We start from the raw sequence: 16,570 nt of genomic DNA, 5'->3' as shown, positions 1-16,570 counted from the left end.
TATTCTATAACTTATCTTCGTAAAAAAAAAAAGCAACAATGCCAAAAGCAATTTTATTTGATATGGATGGTGTAATTGTAGATACAGAACCATTACATCATAAAGCCTACCACAATATGTTTAAAGATTATAATCTAGAAGTTAACACTAGTTTATATGAAAGCTTTACAGGGCAATCTACAAAAAATGTATGTAAAAAACTGTGCACACATTTTAATTTAGCTACCAATGCAAATGAACTTGTGAAAAGAAAAAGACAGCATTTTAAAACACTTTTCTTTAATGATCCTAACTTAAAATTAATAGATGGTGTTCATGATATAATTAAAGATTATCATGCCAATAAATTAACCTTAGTTCTTGCTTCTTCTGCTTCTATGCTAACCATTAATAATGTGTTTTCAAAGTTTGACTTAGACCAATACTTCATTGCTAAATTAAGTGGTGCAGATTTAAAAGCATCTAAACCGCATCCTGAAATATTTATCAAAGCTGCAGAGGCTTCTGGTTTTAAAAGAGAAGAATGTATGGTGATTGAAGATTCAACAAACGGTATTAAAGCAGCTTTTGATGCTGGAATTTATTGTGTTGGTTACAATAGTCTACATTCTAAAAATCAAGATTATAGTTTGGCGAATAAAGTAATTAATGATTTTAATGAAATTCGTTTTGATAAAATTAAAGGTCTATTTTAATTACTTTCCGATACAATATTTAACTACCCTTGTATTCATTGGTACTATCGTATTTGGGCAACAAATAGCATACAAAAAATGGATAATAAGAGAAGATTAGTAACAACTATTAATAAATAGAGCAACAAATATAGCATAAAAAAAACCGCTCGATTAGAGCGGTTTCCAAATAAAAACACCAAGCATTAATTAGCTGTACCAGAGCCTAAATAAATACTGTTTGATACTTGACTACCATCAGCAGAAATAAAAGCCATAAATAGCTCTACTGTATCTCCTGCATAAGTTGTTGGGATTGGAATAATTTGAGAACCTACTGTTCTGTCTGCTCCATCAAGTAAAGAAATGGATTCCTTTTTTGAAGGATTGTAAACCAATAACATCGCCTTGTCAGTAGCATTTGCGTTACCTTCAGCAGAGTTATCATCCCAACCAAACGTTACTTCTCCAGCAGTTGCTAAATCAGTCGTTGGGTTTAGCACACCAGATAAACCTCCTCGACTTACTAAAGCGTTCGGATAGTCAACAACAAAGTTAGGTTCAGTACCTGTAATAGCATTATTCAATACATACGACATTGCAGCATTAAATTCTGTTTTCTTAACAGCTAACCCTTTATATCCTAACTTAATAAAAGGCTTTACAGCCTGTAAAAATTCTAAAGTGGCAGTAAACTTGGTTCTTTGGTTTACTTGACCAACAGTTCTTGGATTGGCTACACTTGAAGGTTTAATTCTAATGTAATCAATTCCTTTCCAGCTTCCACCGATAACGTTACCAACCTTACCTGAAAGACCTCCTAAAATACCTTGAGCAATTTTACCCATAACATAAATAATTTAAATGAAACATAATTTTCTTCGGACTTGGTACGGACTTAACACGAAGTTGTACCTTCCGCTGAAATATATGGCAAGTTTTATGCTATTCTTTTGATATGGATTTTGTTGCTTTAGATTGCTTCTTTTTGCATTTTAGAAAATAAACTTTGAATATATGATACTTTCAAATCTGCCATTTTTGAAATGATTTTATGAAGCTCCTTTTCCTTTTTATTAATTGCTGACACAATATTAATATGTTTTTGCAACTGAATTGCATCATAAAACAATGAGCTGTAGCTGTTTTTCAAAGTGTTCCTACAATCATCTATTGAAATAAACGGAATAACACTACCTTTTAAATAGTAAGCGTAAAAACCGCCTATTTGCAACATCATAGATAAGTGAAAAAGTGTGTGTTTTACCTCTTCTGTTGTAGTAGTGACAACGAAACAGTTAGCACAGGATTTTAAGAGTGGTTTTCCGCTGTTTAGACCTTTATTTAGAATGAAAAAATGAGGGTTCGAGTAGGTTCTTCCGATTTGGTGTGTTTTTAGTTCAAAAGTTGACATAGCTATCCAATTTAAAATTGCTTCGCTACGCTTCGCGCCATTATTTTTTTTGAAAAGAAAAAAGATAGCCGTAGTTGTTGTGGCGTGGGTAAGGCTGTCAAGGTTTTTGGATAAAAGTTTTTTGAGTTGAATGTCTAAATCAAAAGAAAAAGGGTATTGAAAAAAGTTTTATTCAAAACCCGTAGGGCTTGACCTTTATAGCCTTGTGCGGTTGGCAGAGGTAGCCACATATATTTGCCATTTTTTTTTATTTTAATATTTCAAATCGGTTTAAACTTGATTCAATTTACTTTTAACTTTTCTGGGGAATTAACACTTAAAAAAATAGGTTTCAGTTCGTATTTGAGCGTTGGATGAAGCGTTTGTATATGTAGCGTTTTAAATAGTTGTTTGATAAAACAGCATTTAAACAAGCTACTTATACAGGACTTTTAGACAATAGCTTATTGCCTTTTTGAGGCACGATAAAAAGTAATGTGCTATGGCGTATTACTACATATTCTAAACCTATTTTTTTATATCCTATTTCTTGGGTGGTGGGGAAAAGTGGACATTAATATTTGTTAACGAAATGAAACAAACAAAGACTTGAGGTAAGGAATACTTGGACTTAACGATGGTTTTGTGCAGTTGAATGAGATAACGAATATTATAATAAATTAACGTTACCCTTTGAATGTTCGACTGTTTAATGTTTGTTGAAAATGTAGTTAGAAGTTCGGATGTGAGCGTTGGAATAGCGGATATTTAGCTCGTTTCATTTTTATTTTAAATTAATGTACTCGTGAATATCCACAGTTTAATTTTAGTTCCGATTTGTGCGGATGGTGAGTGGATATTTTACATAATAGCAGTTATAGCGACGAAAATATAATAAAACGCCGTAGGCAACCATTGAAAGGATTTTTGCTCCTATAACTTCTATTATGTAACATAGCTTGGGATTGGTTTTGTGGCGGAATAGTTGTTTTTAGCGTTGGCAATAGCTCTTTGCTTTTTTATTGTACCAATTTATTAAAATGGATACTTTTAAATAAAAAAAGAAATGTGCTATTATAGCGCTGGCTACAAGAATTATGACATAAAACCAATTATGTATTGGCGTGCGGAACAACACAAAAGACAGAGGATTTTGAGGTACGAAAAAACTGGGTTTTGGGTTGTGGGGAATAAAAAAAGAGCCTTCCGAAAAAGACTCTTTCATTTTTGTTTAATGGTCGTGATTTGAATGGTCATCACTTTCTTCTTCACCAGATTGATTCATTATCATTTCGTGGTCGTATTTACAACAACTTGGTAAACCATTATATGCTTCTTCATTACTTGCTACTTTTTCGGTATCATAGCCTGAAGTTGCTATTGCTTTATGGATTGCCATTGCATCGGTTTTGCTATCATCAAAAGAAACGTCTATTTTCTTTTTATCGACATCCCAATTAGCACTTGCTACACCTTCAACACCGTTAGCTGCTTTTTCGATAGTGTTTTTACACATTCCGCAATTTCCTCTTACACCAAAAGACAGGTCTGTGATTGCCATATCTTTTGACATTTCAGTAGTTGTGGTTTCTGTTTCTTTTTTGGTTTCGTTTTTACAACTTGTAAAACCTAATGCTGCTATTACAGCTACACTTAAAATTACTTTTTTACTCACGTCGATTACATTTTTGTTTTTGTGTTCGTGATTTTTCTTTGAAAAATTCATTGTTTAAAATTTAATTGTTATTACTTGATTTTTTATTCTATTACTTGTTTTACTTCACCACAGGTTAGCATGGCGCTGCCAAAGTATGGATTGATTACTTTTTCTTCTTTACTCAACCAATATGCACCATTGTTGTTATCTGACATTGGACAAAATTCTACATAGACCTTTTCATTGACACCAAATAGTTGAACAGCATTGATTAGATGTGATGATAAATGTTTAAAATGGTCTCTTTGTGATTTTATATCGGATGTTTCAGAAATTGAGGTTGCAGAAGATTTTATTTCGCCTTCTAATGACATCCAATGGTTATGCGCCTTATTATCTGACAACAATTTCATATCTACTTTGTTCAATTTATTTAATAAAGTTGTTGCGTTTGCTGAAGTACTTTTTGAATCTTCTTTTACTAAAGCATCTTTTAAATTGATATACGCATTGAAAACAGCTTTTAACTGCTCTTGAAATTTCGCTGACACTTTCAAACGCTCATTCATATTAGTGTGGTCACTTTCTTTGTTAGATGCATTGTTATCCATACCTAAATGACCTTCGTGTCCCGTCATTACTTTACCACCTTCTTTATTCATCATAGACTTTTTGCCTTGTAATTGTGCAGCTGCATCAACCGTAAATGTTCCGTTAGTCACTATTTCATTTCCAGCAAATATACCTTCTACAACTTCATATTCATTACCAATTTGATTGCCTAATTTAATTTCAACCATTTCAAAAATAGGTTGGTCTGGATTTGTTTTAAGGTACACCACAGAACGTTCACCTGTCCATAACACAGAAGATGCAGGAATTGTTAATACTTCGTCATTTTTAGCTGTACTGCCTTCAATATTTGCGGTTACAAACATCCCAGGTTTAAATACATCGTCCTTATTGTTTAAAACAACACGTAAGGTTACAGTTCTTGTTTTTGTGTTTAAAACTGGGTCAATGAAATCTACTTTACCTTTAAACTCTTTATTAGGATAAGCATTGGTTGTTATCATCACTTCCTGTCCTTTTTTAAAGCGGTCAATCTGATTTTCATACACATCAAAATTTCCCCAAACCGTGTTTAGATTAGCAATTTTAAGTAAGGGTTGTCCTTGTTTAATGTAATCGCCTTGCTCTACCAATTTTTCTGTAACAGTACCCGAAACGGTTGCATAAACAGGAAAGTTTTCTTTTACTTTCCCTGTTTCTTCAATCTGATTGACTTGATTTTCAGAGAGCTTCCATAATTTCAATTTATTACGGACTGCTTTGTATAAAGCAGGTTGTGATTCTTTTAAAGATGCTGCTGTAATTAATTCTTGTTGTGCTGCATAGAGTTCTGGTGAATAAATGGTTGCCAATAATTGACCTTTACGAACTTCTTCACCTGTAAAACTCACATTCAAGCGTTCAATTCTACCTGAAAAGTAACTGACTTGTACTGCATTAGCTTCTTCGTTTTCAGCAATTTTACCAGATAATTTGATAGTATTGCCTTCAACATTGCCTTTACCAACAATAGATGTTTGAATATTAGCTAAAGCCATTGCGTTTTCAGTCAATTTGAATTGGTCTGCTAATAAACCATCACTTCCACCATCAGCAGGAATTAAATCCATACCACAAATAGGACAATCGCCTGGTTCTGGTTGCATAATTTGTGGATGCATAGAACACGTCCACATTTGATTGGTTGCTGCAACCGCATCGTGATTATGGTCTGTTCCTTCTTTTGATGAGCCACCAAAAAGCAACCAACCCAATAACACACCTACTACGAGTATGCCAATATATATGACTATTTTATTATTTTTCATTCTCTAATCGTTTTATCATTGCTTTCATTTCTTTTATTTCTTTACGTTGTGCTTTTATAATGTCTTCTGCTAATTTCTTAACTTCTGGGTCTTGAATATCTGCTCTTTCACTTGTTAAAATAGCGATAGAATGATGTGGTATCATTGCTTTCATCCAAAGGACATCACCAATAATTGGTGCTTGTGTTCTCACCAACCCTAATGCACCTACAAACAGAATAAAACTACCTGCGAGTATGGCGATATTCTTCTTTTTGTCGTTATACATTTTTCGCATAAAAAACCACATTATTACTGCCATTGTTGAAATTCCTAAACACGTCATATAGAATCGTGTTAAACTAAACCATACGTGGTCTATGGAATAGGTGTTTAAATACATTGTGATGTACATTGCTACAAATGAGCAAGCCAGCATTATAAAGAAGGTTTTGTAGTTTCCTTTGTTTGAGTGTTTTTTTGAATTTTCCATAATTTTTGATTTTAAAAGATTAACATTAAACTTGCCATAACAATCATAATTGCATTCTCTATAAATGTGGCTTCAGTCATAGGTAATTTTAAAGCAGTACCCAAACACGCACATCGAATTGATTTTTTGTCCAATAATGTTTTTGTTACTCCAATAGTTGTTATCCCTAATACTATTAGTGTAATTATTAAGGCTATATTGATTTCAAACCGCATTAAAAACATCAGTCCTAAAGCTGTTTCAATAAAAGGATAAACTTTCCCATAAAAAGGGACACGTTTAGCTAAAGGGTCGTACATACGGAAGGATTCAGGAAAGCCTTTTAAATCTAACATCTTGAAAAAACTAAACACGATGTAAAATAACCCCATAAAGTCGAGCATAAAAGCGCTCCAAGTCCAATTTTTATAATGTAATAATACACTTGCAGTTGCTATATAAAAAATGATAAGCAATAAAGGTTTTAGCTGTTGTAATTTGCTTTTTTCTTCTTCCATAGGCATTGCCGACATACTTGAAGATGCAAACACATTCTTCTCTTTCTTTTCAGATAAAGTATACTTTTCTGGTAATGCTTTTTGTAGTATATCAGTTGAAATATGTTTATTCATTTTCACTTCTGCCTCACCTTTTTCAAGATTAACAGACACCTCTGATACGTGGTCTATTTTACTCAAATATTTCTCGACGGAAGCCTTACAGTTATTGCAAGTCATTCCCGCAATCTTATATGTGTGTTTCATTATTGCTGTGTTAAATAATTAATAATCGTTGATTGAACATAATAAGTTCTAATTGATTCTATTTGGTTCATTTGAAACTTTAGTTGTAGTTCTTGAATATCCAAAACATCATTAAAATCAATCGTTCCTGTTTCATAGCTTTTGATTAAAATATCTTCTGCATCTTTAGCTTGCTGTAGGTTTTTTGTTTGAGTAGCATAACTTATTCTTGCAGAAATGCGTTCATTATTTGCTTTGTCTAAAAGCGTTTCCAATGCATTTAAACGTTCCTGTTTTTGGACCGTAATTTCCTGCTGTTGCAAATCATTTTGTTTGGTCTGTGATTTATATTTCTTATTGAAAATTGGGATAGATACCGAAACCATTGGCATTACAATATCCTTTCCGTTATCGCTGAAATCCATATTTGGTCTTTCAGCAACATTGATATAATCTAATCCAAAACCAATCATTGGACTGCTTTCTTTTTGATTTAATAATTCTGATTGTTCTATGGATTGATAGAGTTTATCATACTTCAACAATTCGGGATGTAATGCTAAATTTTCAGTAGTGATTTCAAAATCTTCTGAAGGTATCATTAGACTATCTACCACATTGACCTCAACATCATTTTCTCGATTCAATAGATTATTGAAGTTAGTTTGTTCTGCTAAAAATTGTTGACTTAACACATCTTTTAATTGTTGCATTTCGTTTTGACGCATTTGCAATCGCAACACATCTACTGCAGATGCTTTACCAACCTCAACAGAAGTTAATGCCAACGTCTCATAAGTTTCTAATAGTTTAATATTTTCAGTTAAGACCTCTTGCTTTGCTTTGTTGGCGTATAGATTATAATAGGATTGAGATACCGAAGCCATTAGTTTTCGCTTTGCGATAACAATGTCCTCGTATTTAGCATCTGCCAATGAACTCACATAGTTTTCTCTTGATGTAATGGTTCCGAACCACGGTAACATTTGTTTAGCAGATACTTTAAAGCGTTGTGCTCCTGTTCGTGTTTCTGGTTCACTTACAAAGTAACCAACACCAAATTCGGTATTAGGAATGGTATTGACTTCGTTTACTTTTTCAGAAGCTCTTTTGTATTGTAACTCAAACTTTTGAATTTCTGGATTGTTTGTTAAGGCTTCATCTATAAGTGTTTCTAATTGTTGTGCATTTCCAATGAGAACAAAGAATAACGAACAAAGAATAAAGACTGTTTTTATGTGTGATTTTATCTGTTTCATTTTACAGTTCTTTTAAGTTGAAATTCGGCTTTCCAGCTATATAATACTGGAACAACAAATAAGGTTATTAAGGCTATAAGCATTCCACCAAAACTTGGTATTGCCATAGGTATCATTATATCGCTTCCTCGACCTGTAGAGGTTAATACTGGTAATAATGCCAAAATTGTAGTAGCTGTAGTCATTAAACAGGGTCTGATACGTTTTTCTCCTGCTTCCACTATGGATGCTCTAATTTCCTTTTTATTCTCTGGTGTATTTCTATCAAAAGTTTGCGTTAAATAGGTTGCCATTACCACACCGTCATCGGTTGCAATTCCGAATAGTGCAATAAACCCAACCCAAACAGCAACACTTAAATTAATTGGGTGCATTTGGAACAAGTCACGTAGATTTTCGCCAAAGAAATTGAAGTTTAAAAACCATCCCTGACCATACAGCCATATCATAATAAAGCCTCCTGCAAAGGCTACTGCAATACCTGTGAATACCATTAATGATGTCCCTACTGAACGAAACTGGAAATACAAAATCAAGAAAATTATTGCCAATGCTAAAGGAACGACAACCGATAAAGTTTTTTCTGCTCTTAACTGATTTTCGTACGTTCCTGTAAATTGGTAGTTAATACCTTTTGGAACTATCAATTCACCAGAATCTATCTTTTCTTGGATTAAGGCTTGTGCATTTTCTACGACATTGATTTCTGCAAAGCCATCTAATTTATCAAACAAGACATAACCTACCAAAAAAGTATCTTCACTTTTAATGACTTGTGGACCTTGTTCGTATCTTATAGTTGCCAATTCGCTTAATGGGACAGGACTACCCTTTTCTACTGGCACATAAATCTGTTGTAAGTCTGTTGGGTTTGCTCGTAATTCTCTTGGGTATCGTACTCGAACACCATAGCGCTCACGACCTTCAACCGTTTGAGTTAATACCATACCACCAACTGCTACTTTTAATACGTCTTGAACATCTTGTATCGAAATGCCATAACGTGCAATTTTCTCTCTATCAATATCAATTAACAAATAGGGTTTACCAACAATGCGGTCTGCAAAAACAGCTTCTTTTTTGACACCTTCAGCTTCCTTGACTATGTTTTCTAATTGCATACCAAACGCTTCAATCTGCTTTAAGTCTTGACCTTTTACTTTAATTCCCATAGGTGCTCGCATTCCTGTTTGAAGCATCACTAATCGGGTTTCAATAGGTTGTAGTTTTGGCGCAGATGTAACACCTGGTAACTTTGTAACTCTTACGATTTCATTCCAAATATCGTCTGGTGATTGTATTTCTGGTCGCCAATTACGGTAGAACTCGCCATCAGCGTCGGGAATGAGTTGTTCTTTTGCATTAAGAGATTGCCACGCTTCACTCTGTTCCGCTCGCAATGACATTCCGTTTTTTAACACATATTCACCATCATCATTGACTTTATAGCGTTGGCGTTCTCTGTTTTCATTCAGCATATATTCTGGTTTGTACTGAATGATATTTTCATACATCGACAAAGGTGCTGGGTCTAAAGCTGATTCTGTTCTTCCTGCCTTACCAACTACGGTTTCAATCTCTGGAATACTGGCGACAGCCATATCCAATTGCTGTAAAACACGTTTGTTTTCTTCTACGCCAGAATGAGGCATCGAGGTTGGCATTAGCAAAAATGAGCCTTCATTTAATGATGGCATAAACTCTTTACCAGTGTTTTTCATAATGAAAAAACCTGCAATTACAATAGCCGTTGGTACAGATAAAAACAACAATTTATTATCTAAACACCACCTTAAAATACGTGTGTAATATTTGATGAATAATGAGAAAATACCTAATAAACCAAAGCAAATAACACTAACGAAAATGAGATTCCAGAAAATGCTTTTATCAACACCTAATGGTCTCCAGTATTCGGCTAACAAGAACACAATAGCTGATACGGAAATAATAATATTGATAAGATTAGCTTGTTTCTCTGTTATCTTATTTTGAAGATTGAGAAGTGCGGTAATTCCAAAAGCTATTAATATCAACCCTAACCAATACCCATAGATAATTGCAGCGATACCTAACGCTATTAAAACACCATTTAAAATATATTTAAAAGTGTTTTTGATGTTTTTCTTTCTGAATAAAAATGCAGCAAACGGTGGAATTAAAAACAACGCTACTATTATAGAAGCTGTTAATGCAAAAGTCTTTGTGAAGGCTAATGGTCTGAATAGTTTTCCTTCCGCTCCAATCATTGTAAATACAGGAATAAAACTGATAATAGTTGTCATAACTGCGGTTACGATTGCGCCAGACACTTCAGCTGTTGCGTTATAAACTACTGTGTTAATTGGGATGAGATTCCCACTTTCGTGGGAACGATTCTCGTCTAAATGTCGAATAATATTTTCTGATAGTATAACACCAACATCGACCATTGTACCAATAGCAATTGCAATACCCGATAAGGCAACTATATTGGCATCTACACCAAAGAGTTTCATTGCAATAAATACCATTAAAACTGCAACGGGTAATAGTCCAGAAATTAGTACGGAAGCTCGAAGATTAAACACCATAATAATTATTACTAAAATGGTAATCAATATTTCAAGAGTTAAGGCTTCGTTAAGTGTGCCTAATGTTTCTTGTATCAGTTCTGTTCTGTCATAAAAAGGCACTATGGTAACTTGTGATGTTCTACCATCCGCTAATACTTTTGAAGGTAATCCTGCGCTTAACTCGTTAATTTTTTCCTTTACGTTATTAATGACTTCCATTGGGTTTGCGCCATAACGAGCCACCACAACAGCACCAACAACCTCTGCGCCTTCTTTATCTAATAATCCACGTCTTGTTGCAGGACCTAATAATACTTTACCTATATCCTTTATCCTAATTGAAGTATAATCTTCTGAAGTGACTACTGCATTTTCGATGTCTGAAATGGATTTCACATAACCCAAACCACGAACTAAATATTCGGCTTGGTTAATTTCCAATGTTTGTGCACCAATGTCTTTATTGCTTTCCTTAACTGCCTTTACAACTTGGTTTAAACCAATGTCGTATTGACGCATCAATTCTGGATTCACATCCACTTGATATTCCTGAACATAGCCACCAATAGAAGCAACCTCTGAAACACCACTTGCAGAGGACAACGCATACTTTACATAGTAATCCTGAATACTGCGTAACTCTTGTAAATCCCATCCACCAGTAACGTTTCCATTTTCATCACGTCCTTCAAGAGTGTACCAAAATATTTGTCCTAATCCTGTGGCATCGGGACCCAAAGCAGGATTAACACCTTCGGGTAATAAACCACTTGGTAAGGAATTAAGTTTTTCGAGAATACGACTTCTACTCCAGTAAAATTCTATGTTTTCTTCAAAAATGATATAGATACTTGAAAAACCGAACATAGAGGAACTACGAATGGTTTTTACACCTGGAATACCGAGTAAAGATGTTGTGAGTGGATAGGTGATTTGGTCTTCTATATCTTGTGGTGAGCGACCATCCCATTTAGTAAATACTATTTGTTGGTTTTCACCTATATCTGGAATGGCATCTACAGCAACTGGGTTACTTGGTAAAAATCCTGTATCCCAATTAAAAGGTGCATTTACTGTTCCCCATCCTACGAAAAGGACGAGAAGTAGTACTGCAACGAGTTTATTCTCGATGAGAAATTTGATTGCTTTATTAAGCATAAAATTTGATTATTAAACAGTTAGACATTGGTAGAATACCTGATAAACTTCAAAATAATCGATTGAATTAGTTTACTCACATCTATTCTATAGCATAAATAGGTGTTCGTGATGTGCTTCGCAGTTCTATTTCCTTTATATTTCAATATAAAATAGAACCGTAACTTTGGCTATGCTTATATTTTCTATTTCATCTAAAGAAAATATAATTCAAATTCACTATCAATCATTTTAAAATTCATTCGGTATTAAGAAAACACCGAATACAGCAAATTATCCTTACAACATTGCTGTCATAGGATAAAAGAGTCTATTGTTTAAAAATCAAATTAAATAAGTCTCGTCAATCTTGAAGATTTGCTTTATGACGAGTGGTGGTTCGTATTCTTCAAAAGAAGATACATTGTTATCTAAACCTTCAAAAAGGTTAATGTAAGTGTAAACAAATGAAGCGATGAATACCTGTTGCTCAAATGAGATTTTGTCAACTTGCAATTGCAATTCGTCTTGACCTTCAATTGCTAATTGTTCATCATCACAACAATTTTTCTTGGTAATAGAACATCCTTCGGTTGAAGGCTTTTCCATTTCCATTCCGCACCCTTTGGCTTTTTGAAAGATAGCAGTTTCTACTAACGTATCTCCACAATAATGCATATTCAAAGTAAATGACATTGTAGAGAATAACACTACAAAAGCCATTGTTAAAGACATTATTTTATGGAAAAATTGCTTCATATTGATTGCGAAGTTACGAAATTTTAACAACTATTGATTTTGTTTAACAGAAGTTTAATTGACTAATCTGCTTAATCCCAAGTCATTTTCTGCAAGCGAACCGCATTTAATATTGCTAAAAGTGCAACACCAACATCTGCAAAAACTGCTTCCCACATTGTTGCCAAACCTCCTGCTCCTAAAATCAATACAATTACTTTGACACCAAATGCCAAAATAATATTTTGCCAAACAATTTTTCTTGTGGAACGACTTATTTTAATCGCCTTTACCACTTTTGAAGGTTGGTCTGTTTGAATAATAACATCTGCTGTTTCAATAGCTACATCACTTCCTAAACCACCCATTGCGATCCCTACATCACTTGCTGCTAAAACTGGTGCGTCATTAATACCATCACCTATAAAAGCTATTTTGTTTGCTGGATTTTTCTTTAAAATTTCAACTTCGTTTAATTTATCTTCTGGTAATAATCCACCTTTAGCATTTTCGATGTTCAACTCTTTAGCGACTTGTTGCGTAATGGAATCTTTATCACCGGAAAGCATCATAATATTTTTAATGCCTACTTTGTGTAATGCTGTAATAGTTTCTTTTGCATCTTCCTTTAATTCATCTGCTATGACTACATAACCTGCAAATTGATTATCGATTGCAACTAATACTATCGATTCTACAATAGGTTCCGTTTCAGATGGAACATCAATATTATTGACAGTCATTAAGGCTTTATTTCCTACTAAAACTGTTTTACCATTAACAACGCCTTTTAAACCTTTACCTGCAATTTCAGACACTTCAGTAGCTTCAAAATCTTCTCCTTCTGCTTTGTACTCTAAAATGGCTTTAGCAATTGGGTGCGTGGATTGTTCTTCCATCGCCATTAAATATTGCATAAATTCGGTTTCATTCCAACCGATTGCTTTTACTTCTTTGATTTTAAAAACACCTTTGGTAACTGTTCCTGTTTTGTCCATTACCAAAGTATTTATCTTGGTCATTGCATCTAAAAATGAAGCACCTTTAAATAATATTCCATTTTTGGAAGCTGCTCCCAATCCACCGAAATATCCTAATGGAATTGAAATCACTAACGCACAAGGACAAGATATTACCAAGAATATTAATGCTCTGTATAACCAATCTCTAAATACATAATCATCTACAAAAAAGTAAGGAATGAATGTCACGCCTATAGCCAAGAACACAACGATTGGTGTGTAGATACGAGCAAACTGTCTAATAAATAATTCTGTTTTAGATTTACGTGCTGTAGCATTTTGAACCAAGTCTAATATTCTCGCAATAGAACTATCTTCAAACTTATTGGTTACCTCAACTTCAATAACGCTTTCTAAATTAATACTACCTGCATAAACCTTGGCTTCCTTCTGAATGGAATCTGGTTTACTCTCCCCTGTTAAAGCTGAAGTGTTTAATGATGCTTTTTCGGATAATAAAATACCATCCAATGGAATTTTTTCACCTACACGAATTTGAATTTCCTCTCCAATATTTACAGCTTCTGGCGACACACTTATAAAGTCACCATTACGAAATACATTGGCTTCTTTTGGCCTAACATCCAATAATGCTTTAATATTTCCTTTTGCTCTGTTGACTGCTGCGTTTTGAAATAATTCTCCTACTGCATAAAATAGCATTACTGCAACACCTTCTGGATATTCACCAATAACAAATGCACCAATGGTTGCTATAGACATTAAAAAGAACTCTGTAAAAACATCACCTTTTTTAATACTAATCCAACCCTCTTTTACAACAGGAAACCCTACAGGAAGATATGCAATACCATACCAAGCAATACGAATCCAATCCTTAAAGAATGAAACATCAAAATAATCTAAACCTATACCAATGATAAGCATTGTAAAACTTATTATTGCAGGCACGTAGGTTTTGAATGCACTTCCATTACCGTGATTATGACCATCATTATGCGTGTGTTGCACTTCTGAATTTGGTTTTAAATCTCTTAAATTGACTTTCTTTTTTTTCATTTAATATCTAATAATTTTTCAATGTCATTTGGAATAGGCATTCGTTTTAATGGTGGCACGTTTGCTCCACCTGTATTACCAAGTGGAACGTGATTAATAAATGATTTCCAGCCACCCACAAGCAACCTAATTATTTGACCTATTACTTCTTTCGTATCTTTTTGTCTATATCCAAACTTTAGCATAAGCCAATGTGAATAGGTATGTTCTATAGGATAAGATTGTCCTATTATATGACTACGTTCTAAATGATACCAAGCATCACCAAATTGTTTATTTTCTAAACAGAAACTGTATTGTTTTAATTCTTGGTTATACGCCTGTTTTAGATGTTTAGGTATTTTAGTATGAAACTTCATATCCTCTAATTTTGGATAAATGTACTTTAATAATAAGTGCAATGGAAGTGCAATAATTAGACACTACACTTATCGCAAATACCTTTTACCACCAAATTTACATTCTCTGACACAAAACCATCTGGCACTTTTATTTGAGGTATTTTATGTTCTGTTAAGCAAATGGTTTCATTGCAATTATTACAATGGAAATGTAAGTGCAAATCGGTTTCAATTTCACAATTACATCCCTTTTCACATAATGCATATTTTGTAATCCCTGTACCATCGTCTATTTGATGCACAATAGCCTTTTCTTCAAAGGTTTTAATAGTTCTGTATAAAGTGGTTCTGTCTGCTTTTGAGAAAGCATTTTCAATATCACTTAAAGTAACAGCGACCTCTTTTTCTGCAAGAAACTTATATATAAGCAAACGCATTGCTGTAACACGAATATTTTTTGACTCTAATACTTGTTCTATTGTTTCCATAATTAATGTGCGTGTTCTGCTTCTCCTTTTTTCATTTCTGCGTTAAGATAATAAGCATTGTTATAAGCAAATTTTGTATTACTTTCTATGTTTTCAGTAAATTGAACCGATACCCAATCACCATCCTTAGTGCCTAACACAACTTCGATAGGTTTAAAGCTCCAATCGTCATTTTCTTTTTCTACTGAAAACACATAATATCTTTCGCCTTCTTTTATAATTGCACTTTCTGGTAAAGCTTTTGTTTGGGTATTATCTACTTGAATTTTACCTTGAATATACATACCAGGAATTAAGTTACCTTTTTTGTTTTCTATTTCTGCGTGAACGTGGACTGCTTTTGGGTTGTCCTCAAAGGTTTTGCTTACGGAATAGATTTCTGCGATAAGCTCTGCATCTGTTATGGATTGTACCGTAAAGTTAACTTTCTGACCTTTCTGTACTTTATAAACATCTTTTTCAAAAACCATTAAATCGGCGTGAACGTGATGCGTATTTACAATTTCAAATAATTCGGTTTGTGGCTCTACATATTGACCTGTTTTTACTTCAACTTTTTGCACAAAGCCTTCTATTGGACTTCGCAATGCTATGCGCTGTGCAATTGTTCCATTGCGAACTGATGTAGTGTTAACGTTGAGTATTCTTAATTGCGCTTCTAAACCATTAACCATTGCTTTTGATGCTTGATATTCTGCTTCTGCTTTCTGGAAATTAGCACCAGAACCAACACCAGCATCGTATAATTTTTGTTGACGTTCATAATTTTTCTTTGCAAGCTCGCTATTGCTATAAGCGTTTAAATAATCCGTTTGCGCTTGTATGATATTTGGGTGCGATAGATAAGCCACAACTTGACCTTTATTAACCTTATCACCTTCAATCACTTCAATTGAAACGACATTTGCACCAACAACAGTAGTAATAGCTGCTTCGTTTTGTGGTGGTACTTCTAACGTTCCGTTTGCTTCTACATAGCCGCTCATATTACGTAATGCTAACGTATCTATTTTCATTTTCAATGCATCGAATTGCTGTTGTGAAAGCATTACTTCGTCTTCATCGTGATGCTCTTCGTTAACTTCTGTTTTTTCTTCCTCATCGTGGGAATGACCATCATTCTCGTTATGATTTTCTTTATTTCCGCAAGCTGAAACAAATATGGCTAACACCATTACGGTAAGGATTTTATATATTTTGTTTTTCATTGTC

General features: G+C 33.9%; 14 protein-coding genes. 1 reads left to right on the top strand and 13 read right to left on the bottom strand.

Annotated elements, in window-relative coordinates; all coding sequences use genetic code 11:
- Window positions 1-38 precede the first annotated feature (38 nt).
- Complete coding sequence (locus tag Q4512_RS10785) at window positions 39-695, top strand: HAD family phosphatase (protein ID WP_303424318.1); 657 nt, start codon at window positions 39-41, stop codon at window positions 693-695.
- Between the two features lie 185 nt (window positions 696-880).
- Here the strand turns inward: Q4512_RS10785 and Q4512_RS10780 are convergent, their stop codons facing one another.
- The 13 genes from Q4512_RS10780 to Q4512_RS10720 form a co-directional block, all read right to left on the bottom strand.
- Window positions 881-1,522 (bottom strand): DUF6266 family protein, encoded by a 642-nt coding sequence (locus tag Q4512_RS10780; protein WP_013622785.1) that lies wholly within the window; start codon window positions 1,520-1,522, stop codon window positions 881-883.
- A gap of 125 nt (window positions 1,523-1,647) precedes the next feature.
- A complete protein-coding gene (locus Q4512_RS10775) occupies window positions 1,648-2,088 on the bottom strand; it encodes a DUF6943 family protein (protein WP_179319604.1) in 441 nt (146 codons plus the stop codon).
- A 1,210-nt stretch (window positions 2,089-3,298) separates the two neighbouring features.
- Complete coding sequence (locus Q4512_RS10770) at window positions 3,299-3,793, bottom strand: heavy-metal-associated domain-containing protein (protein ID WP_303424314.1); 495 nt, start codon at window positions 3,791-3,793, stop codon at window positions 3,299-3,301.
- 32 nt (window positions 3,794-3,825) lie between these two features.
- The gene (locus Q4512_RS10765; protein WP_303424312.1) at window positions 3,826-5,604 is read right to left on the bottom strand and encodes an efflux RND transporter periplasmic adaptor subunit; all 1,779 of its coding nucleotides are present in this window, start codon (window positions 5,602-5,604) and stop codon (window positions 3,826-3,828) included.
- Window positions 5,594-6,076: a DUF305 domain-containing protein gene (locus tag Q4512_RS10760; protein WP_215935955.1), complete on the bottom strand. Its 483-nt coding sequence runs from the start codon at window positions 6,074-6,076 to the stop codon at window positions 5,594-5,596. Before Q4512_RS10760 ends, Q4512_RS10765 begins: the two co-directional genes overlap by 11 nt.
- An 11-nt stretch (window positions 6,077-6,087) precedes the next feature.
- Window positions 6,088-6,819 carry a heavy metal-associated domain-containing protein gene (locus Q4512_RS10755; protein WP_215935954.1) on the bottom strand — a complete coding sequence of 244 codons (732 nt, stop codon included), beginning with the start codon at window positions 6,817-6,819 and terminating at the stop codon, window positions 6,088-6,090.
- Complete coding sequence (locus Q4512_RS10750) at window positions 6,819-8,057, bottom strand: TolC family protein (RefSeq protein WP_303424307.1); 1,239 nt, start codon at window positions 8,055-8,057, stop codon at window positions 6,819-6,821. Before Q4512_RS10750 ends, Q4512_RS10755 begins: the two co-directional genes overlap by 1 nt.
- Window positions 8,054-11,770 carry an efflux RND transporter permease subunit gene (locus Q4512_RS10745; RefSeq protein ID WP_303424305.1) on the bottom strand — a complete coding sequence of 1,239 codons (3,717 nt, stop codon included), beginning with the start codon at window positions 11,768-11,770 and terminating at the stop codon, window positions 8,054-8,056. Before Q4512_RS10745 ends, Q4512_RS10750 begins: the two co-directional genes overlap by 4 nt.
- Window positions 11,771-12,094: 324 nt before the next feature.
- Window positions 12,095-12,508, bottom strand: a complete 414-nt coding sequence (locus Q4512_RS10740) for an HYC_CC_PP family protein (protein ID WP_252723595.1) — start codon at window positions 12,506-12,508, stop codon at window positions 12,095-12,097.
- A gap of 71 nt (window positions 12,509-12,579) precedes the next feature.
- Entirely contained in the window at window positions 12,580-14,529 is a 1,950-nt protein-coding gene (locus tag Q4512_RS10735; protein ID WP_303424303.1) for a heavy metal translocating P-type ATPase, read from the bottom strand.
- Window positions 14,526-14,888: a DUF3703 domain-containing protein gene (locus tag Q4512_RS10730; protein ID WP_303424302.1), complete on the bottom strand. Its 363-nt coding sequence runs from the start codon at window positions 14,886-14,888 to the stop codon at window positions 14,526-14,528. Before Q4512_RS10730 ends, Q4512_RS10735 begins: the two co-directional genes overlap by 4 nt.
- Window positions 14,889-14,944: 56 nt before the next feature.
- Entirely contained in the window at window positions 14,945-15,358 is a 414-nt protein-coding gene (locus tag Q4512_RS10725) for a Fur family transcriptional regulator (protein WP_013622780.1), read from the bottom strand.
- A 2-nt stretch (window positions 15,359-15,360) separates the two neighbouring features.
- Window positions 15,361-16,566 (bottom strand): efflux RND transporter periplasmic adaptor subunit, encoded by a 1,206-nt coding sequence (locus tag Q4512_RS10720; protein ID WP_303424298.1) that lies wholly within the window; start codon window positions 16,564-16,566, stop codon window positions 15,361-15,363.
- Window positions 16,567-16,570 lie beyond the last annotated feature (4 nt).

The sequence above is a fragment of the Oceanihabitans sp. 2_MG-2023 genome, assembly GCF_030547245.1.
GTDB lineage: Bacteria > Bacteroidota > Bacteroidia > Flavobacteriales > Flavobacteriaceae > Oceanihabitans.
This window is presented reverse-complemented; position numbering and strand designations above follow the sequence as displayed.

Coding starts and splice junctions, on each gene's coding strand:
- Q4512_RS10760 (WP_215935955.1), bottom strand. CDS start 6,076: ATGGAAAATTCAAAAAAACACTCAAACAAAGGAAACTACAAAACCTTC.
- Q4512_RS10755 (WP_215935954.1), bottom strand. CDS start 6,819: ATGAAACACACATATAAGATTGCGGGAATGACTTGCAATAACTGTAAG.
- Q4512_RS10740 (WP_252723595.1), bottom strand. CDS start 12,508: ATGAAGCAATTTTTCCATAAAATAATGTCTTTAACAATGGCTTTTGTA.
- Q4512_RS10735 (WP_303424303.1), bottom strand. CDS start 14,529: ATGAAAAAAAAGAAAGTCAATTTAAGAGATTTAAAACCAAATTCAGAA.
- Q4512_RS10780 (WP_013622785.1), bottom strand. CDS start 1,522: ATGGGTAAAATTGCTCAAGGTATTTTAGGAGGTCTTTCAGGTAAGGTT.
- Q4512_RS10745 (WP_303424305.1), bottom strand. CDS start 11,770: ATGCTTAATAAAGCAATCAAATTTCTCATCGAGAATAAACTCGTTGCA.
- Q4512_RS10730 (WP_303424302.1), bottom strand. CDS start 14,888: ATGAAGTTTCATACTAAAATACCTAAACATCTAAAACAGGCGTATAAC.
- Q4512_RS10765 (WP_303424312.1), bottom strand. CDS start 5,604: ATGAAAAATAATAAAATAGTCATATATATTGGCATACTCGTAGTAGGT.
- Q4512_RS10775 (WP_179319604.1), bottom strand. CDS start 2,088: ATGTCAACTTTTGAACTAAAAACACACCAAATCGGAAGAACCTACTCG.
- Q4512_RS10770 (WP_303424314.1), bottom strand. CDS start 3,793: ATGAATTTTTCAAAGAAAAATCACGAACACAAAAACAAAAATGTAATC.
- Q4512_RS10725 (WP_013622780.1), bottom strand. CDS start 15,358: ATGGAAACAATAGAACAAGTATTAGAGTCAAAAAATATTCGTGTTACA.
- Q4512_RS10750 (WP_303424307.1), bottom strand. CDS start 8,057: ATGAAACAGATAAAATCACACATAAAAACAGTCTTTATTCTTTGTTCG.
- Q4512_RS10785 (WP_303424318.1), top strand. CDS start 39: ATGCCAAAAGCAATTTTATTTGATATGGATGGTGTAATTGTAGATACA.
- Q4512_RS10720 (WP_303424298.1), bottom strand. CDS start 16,566: ATGAAAAACAAAATATATAAAATCCTTACCGTAATGGTGTTAGCCATA.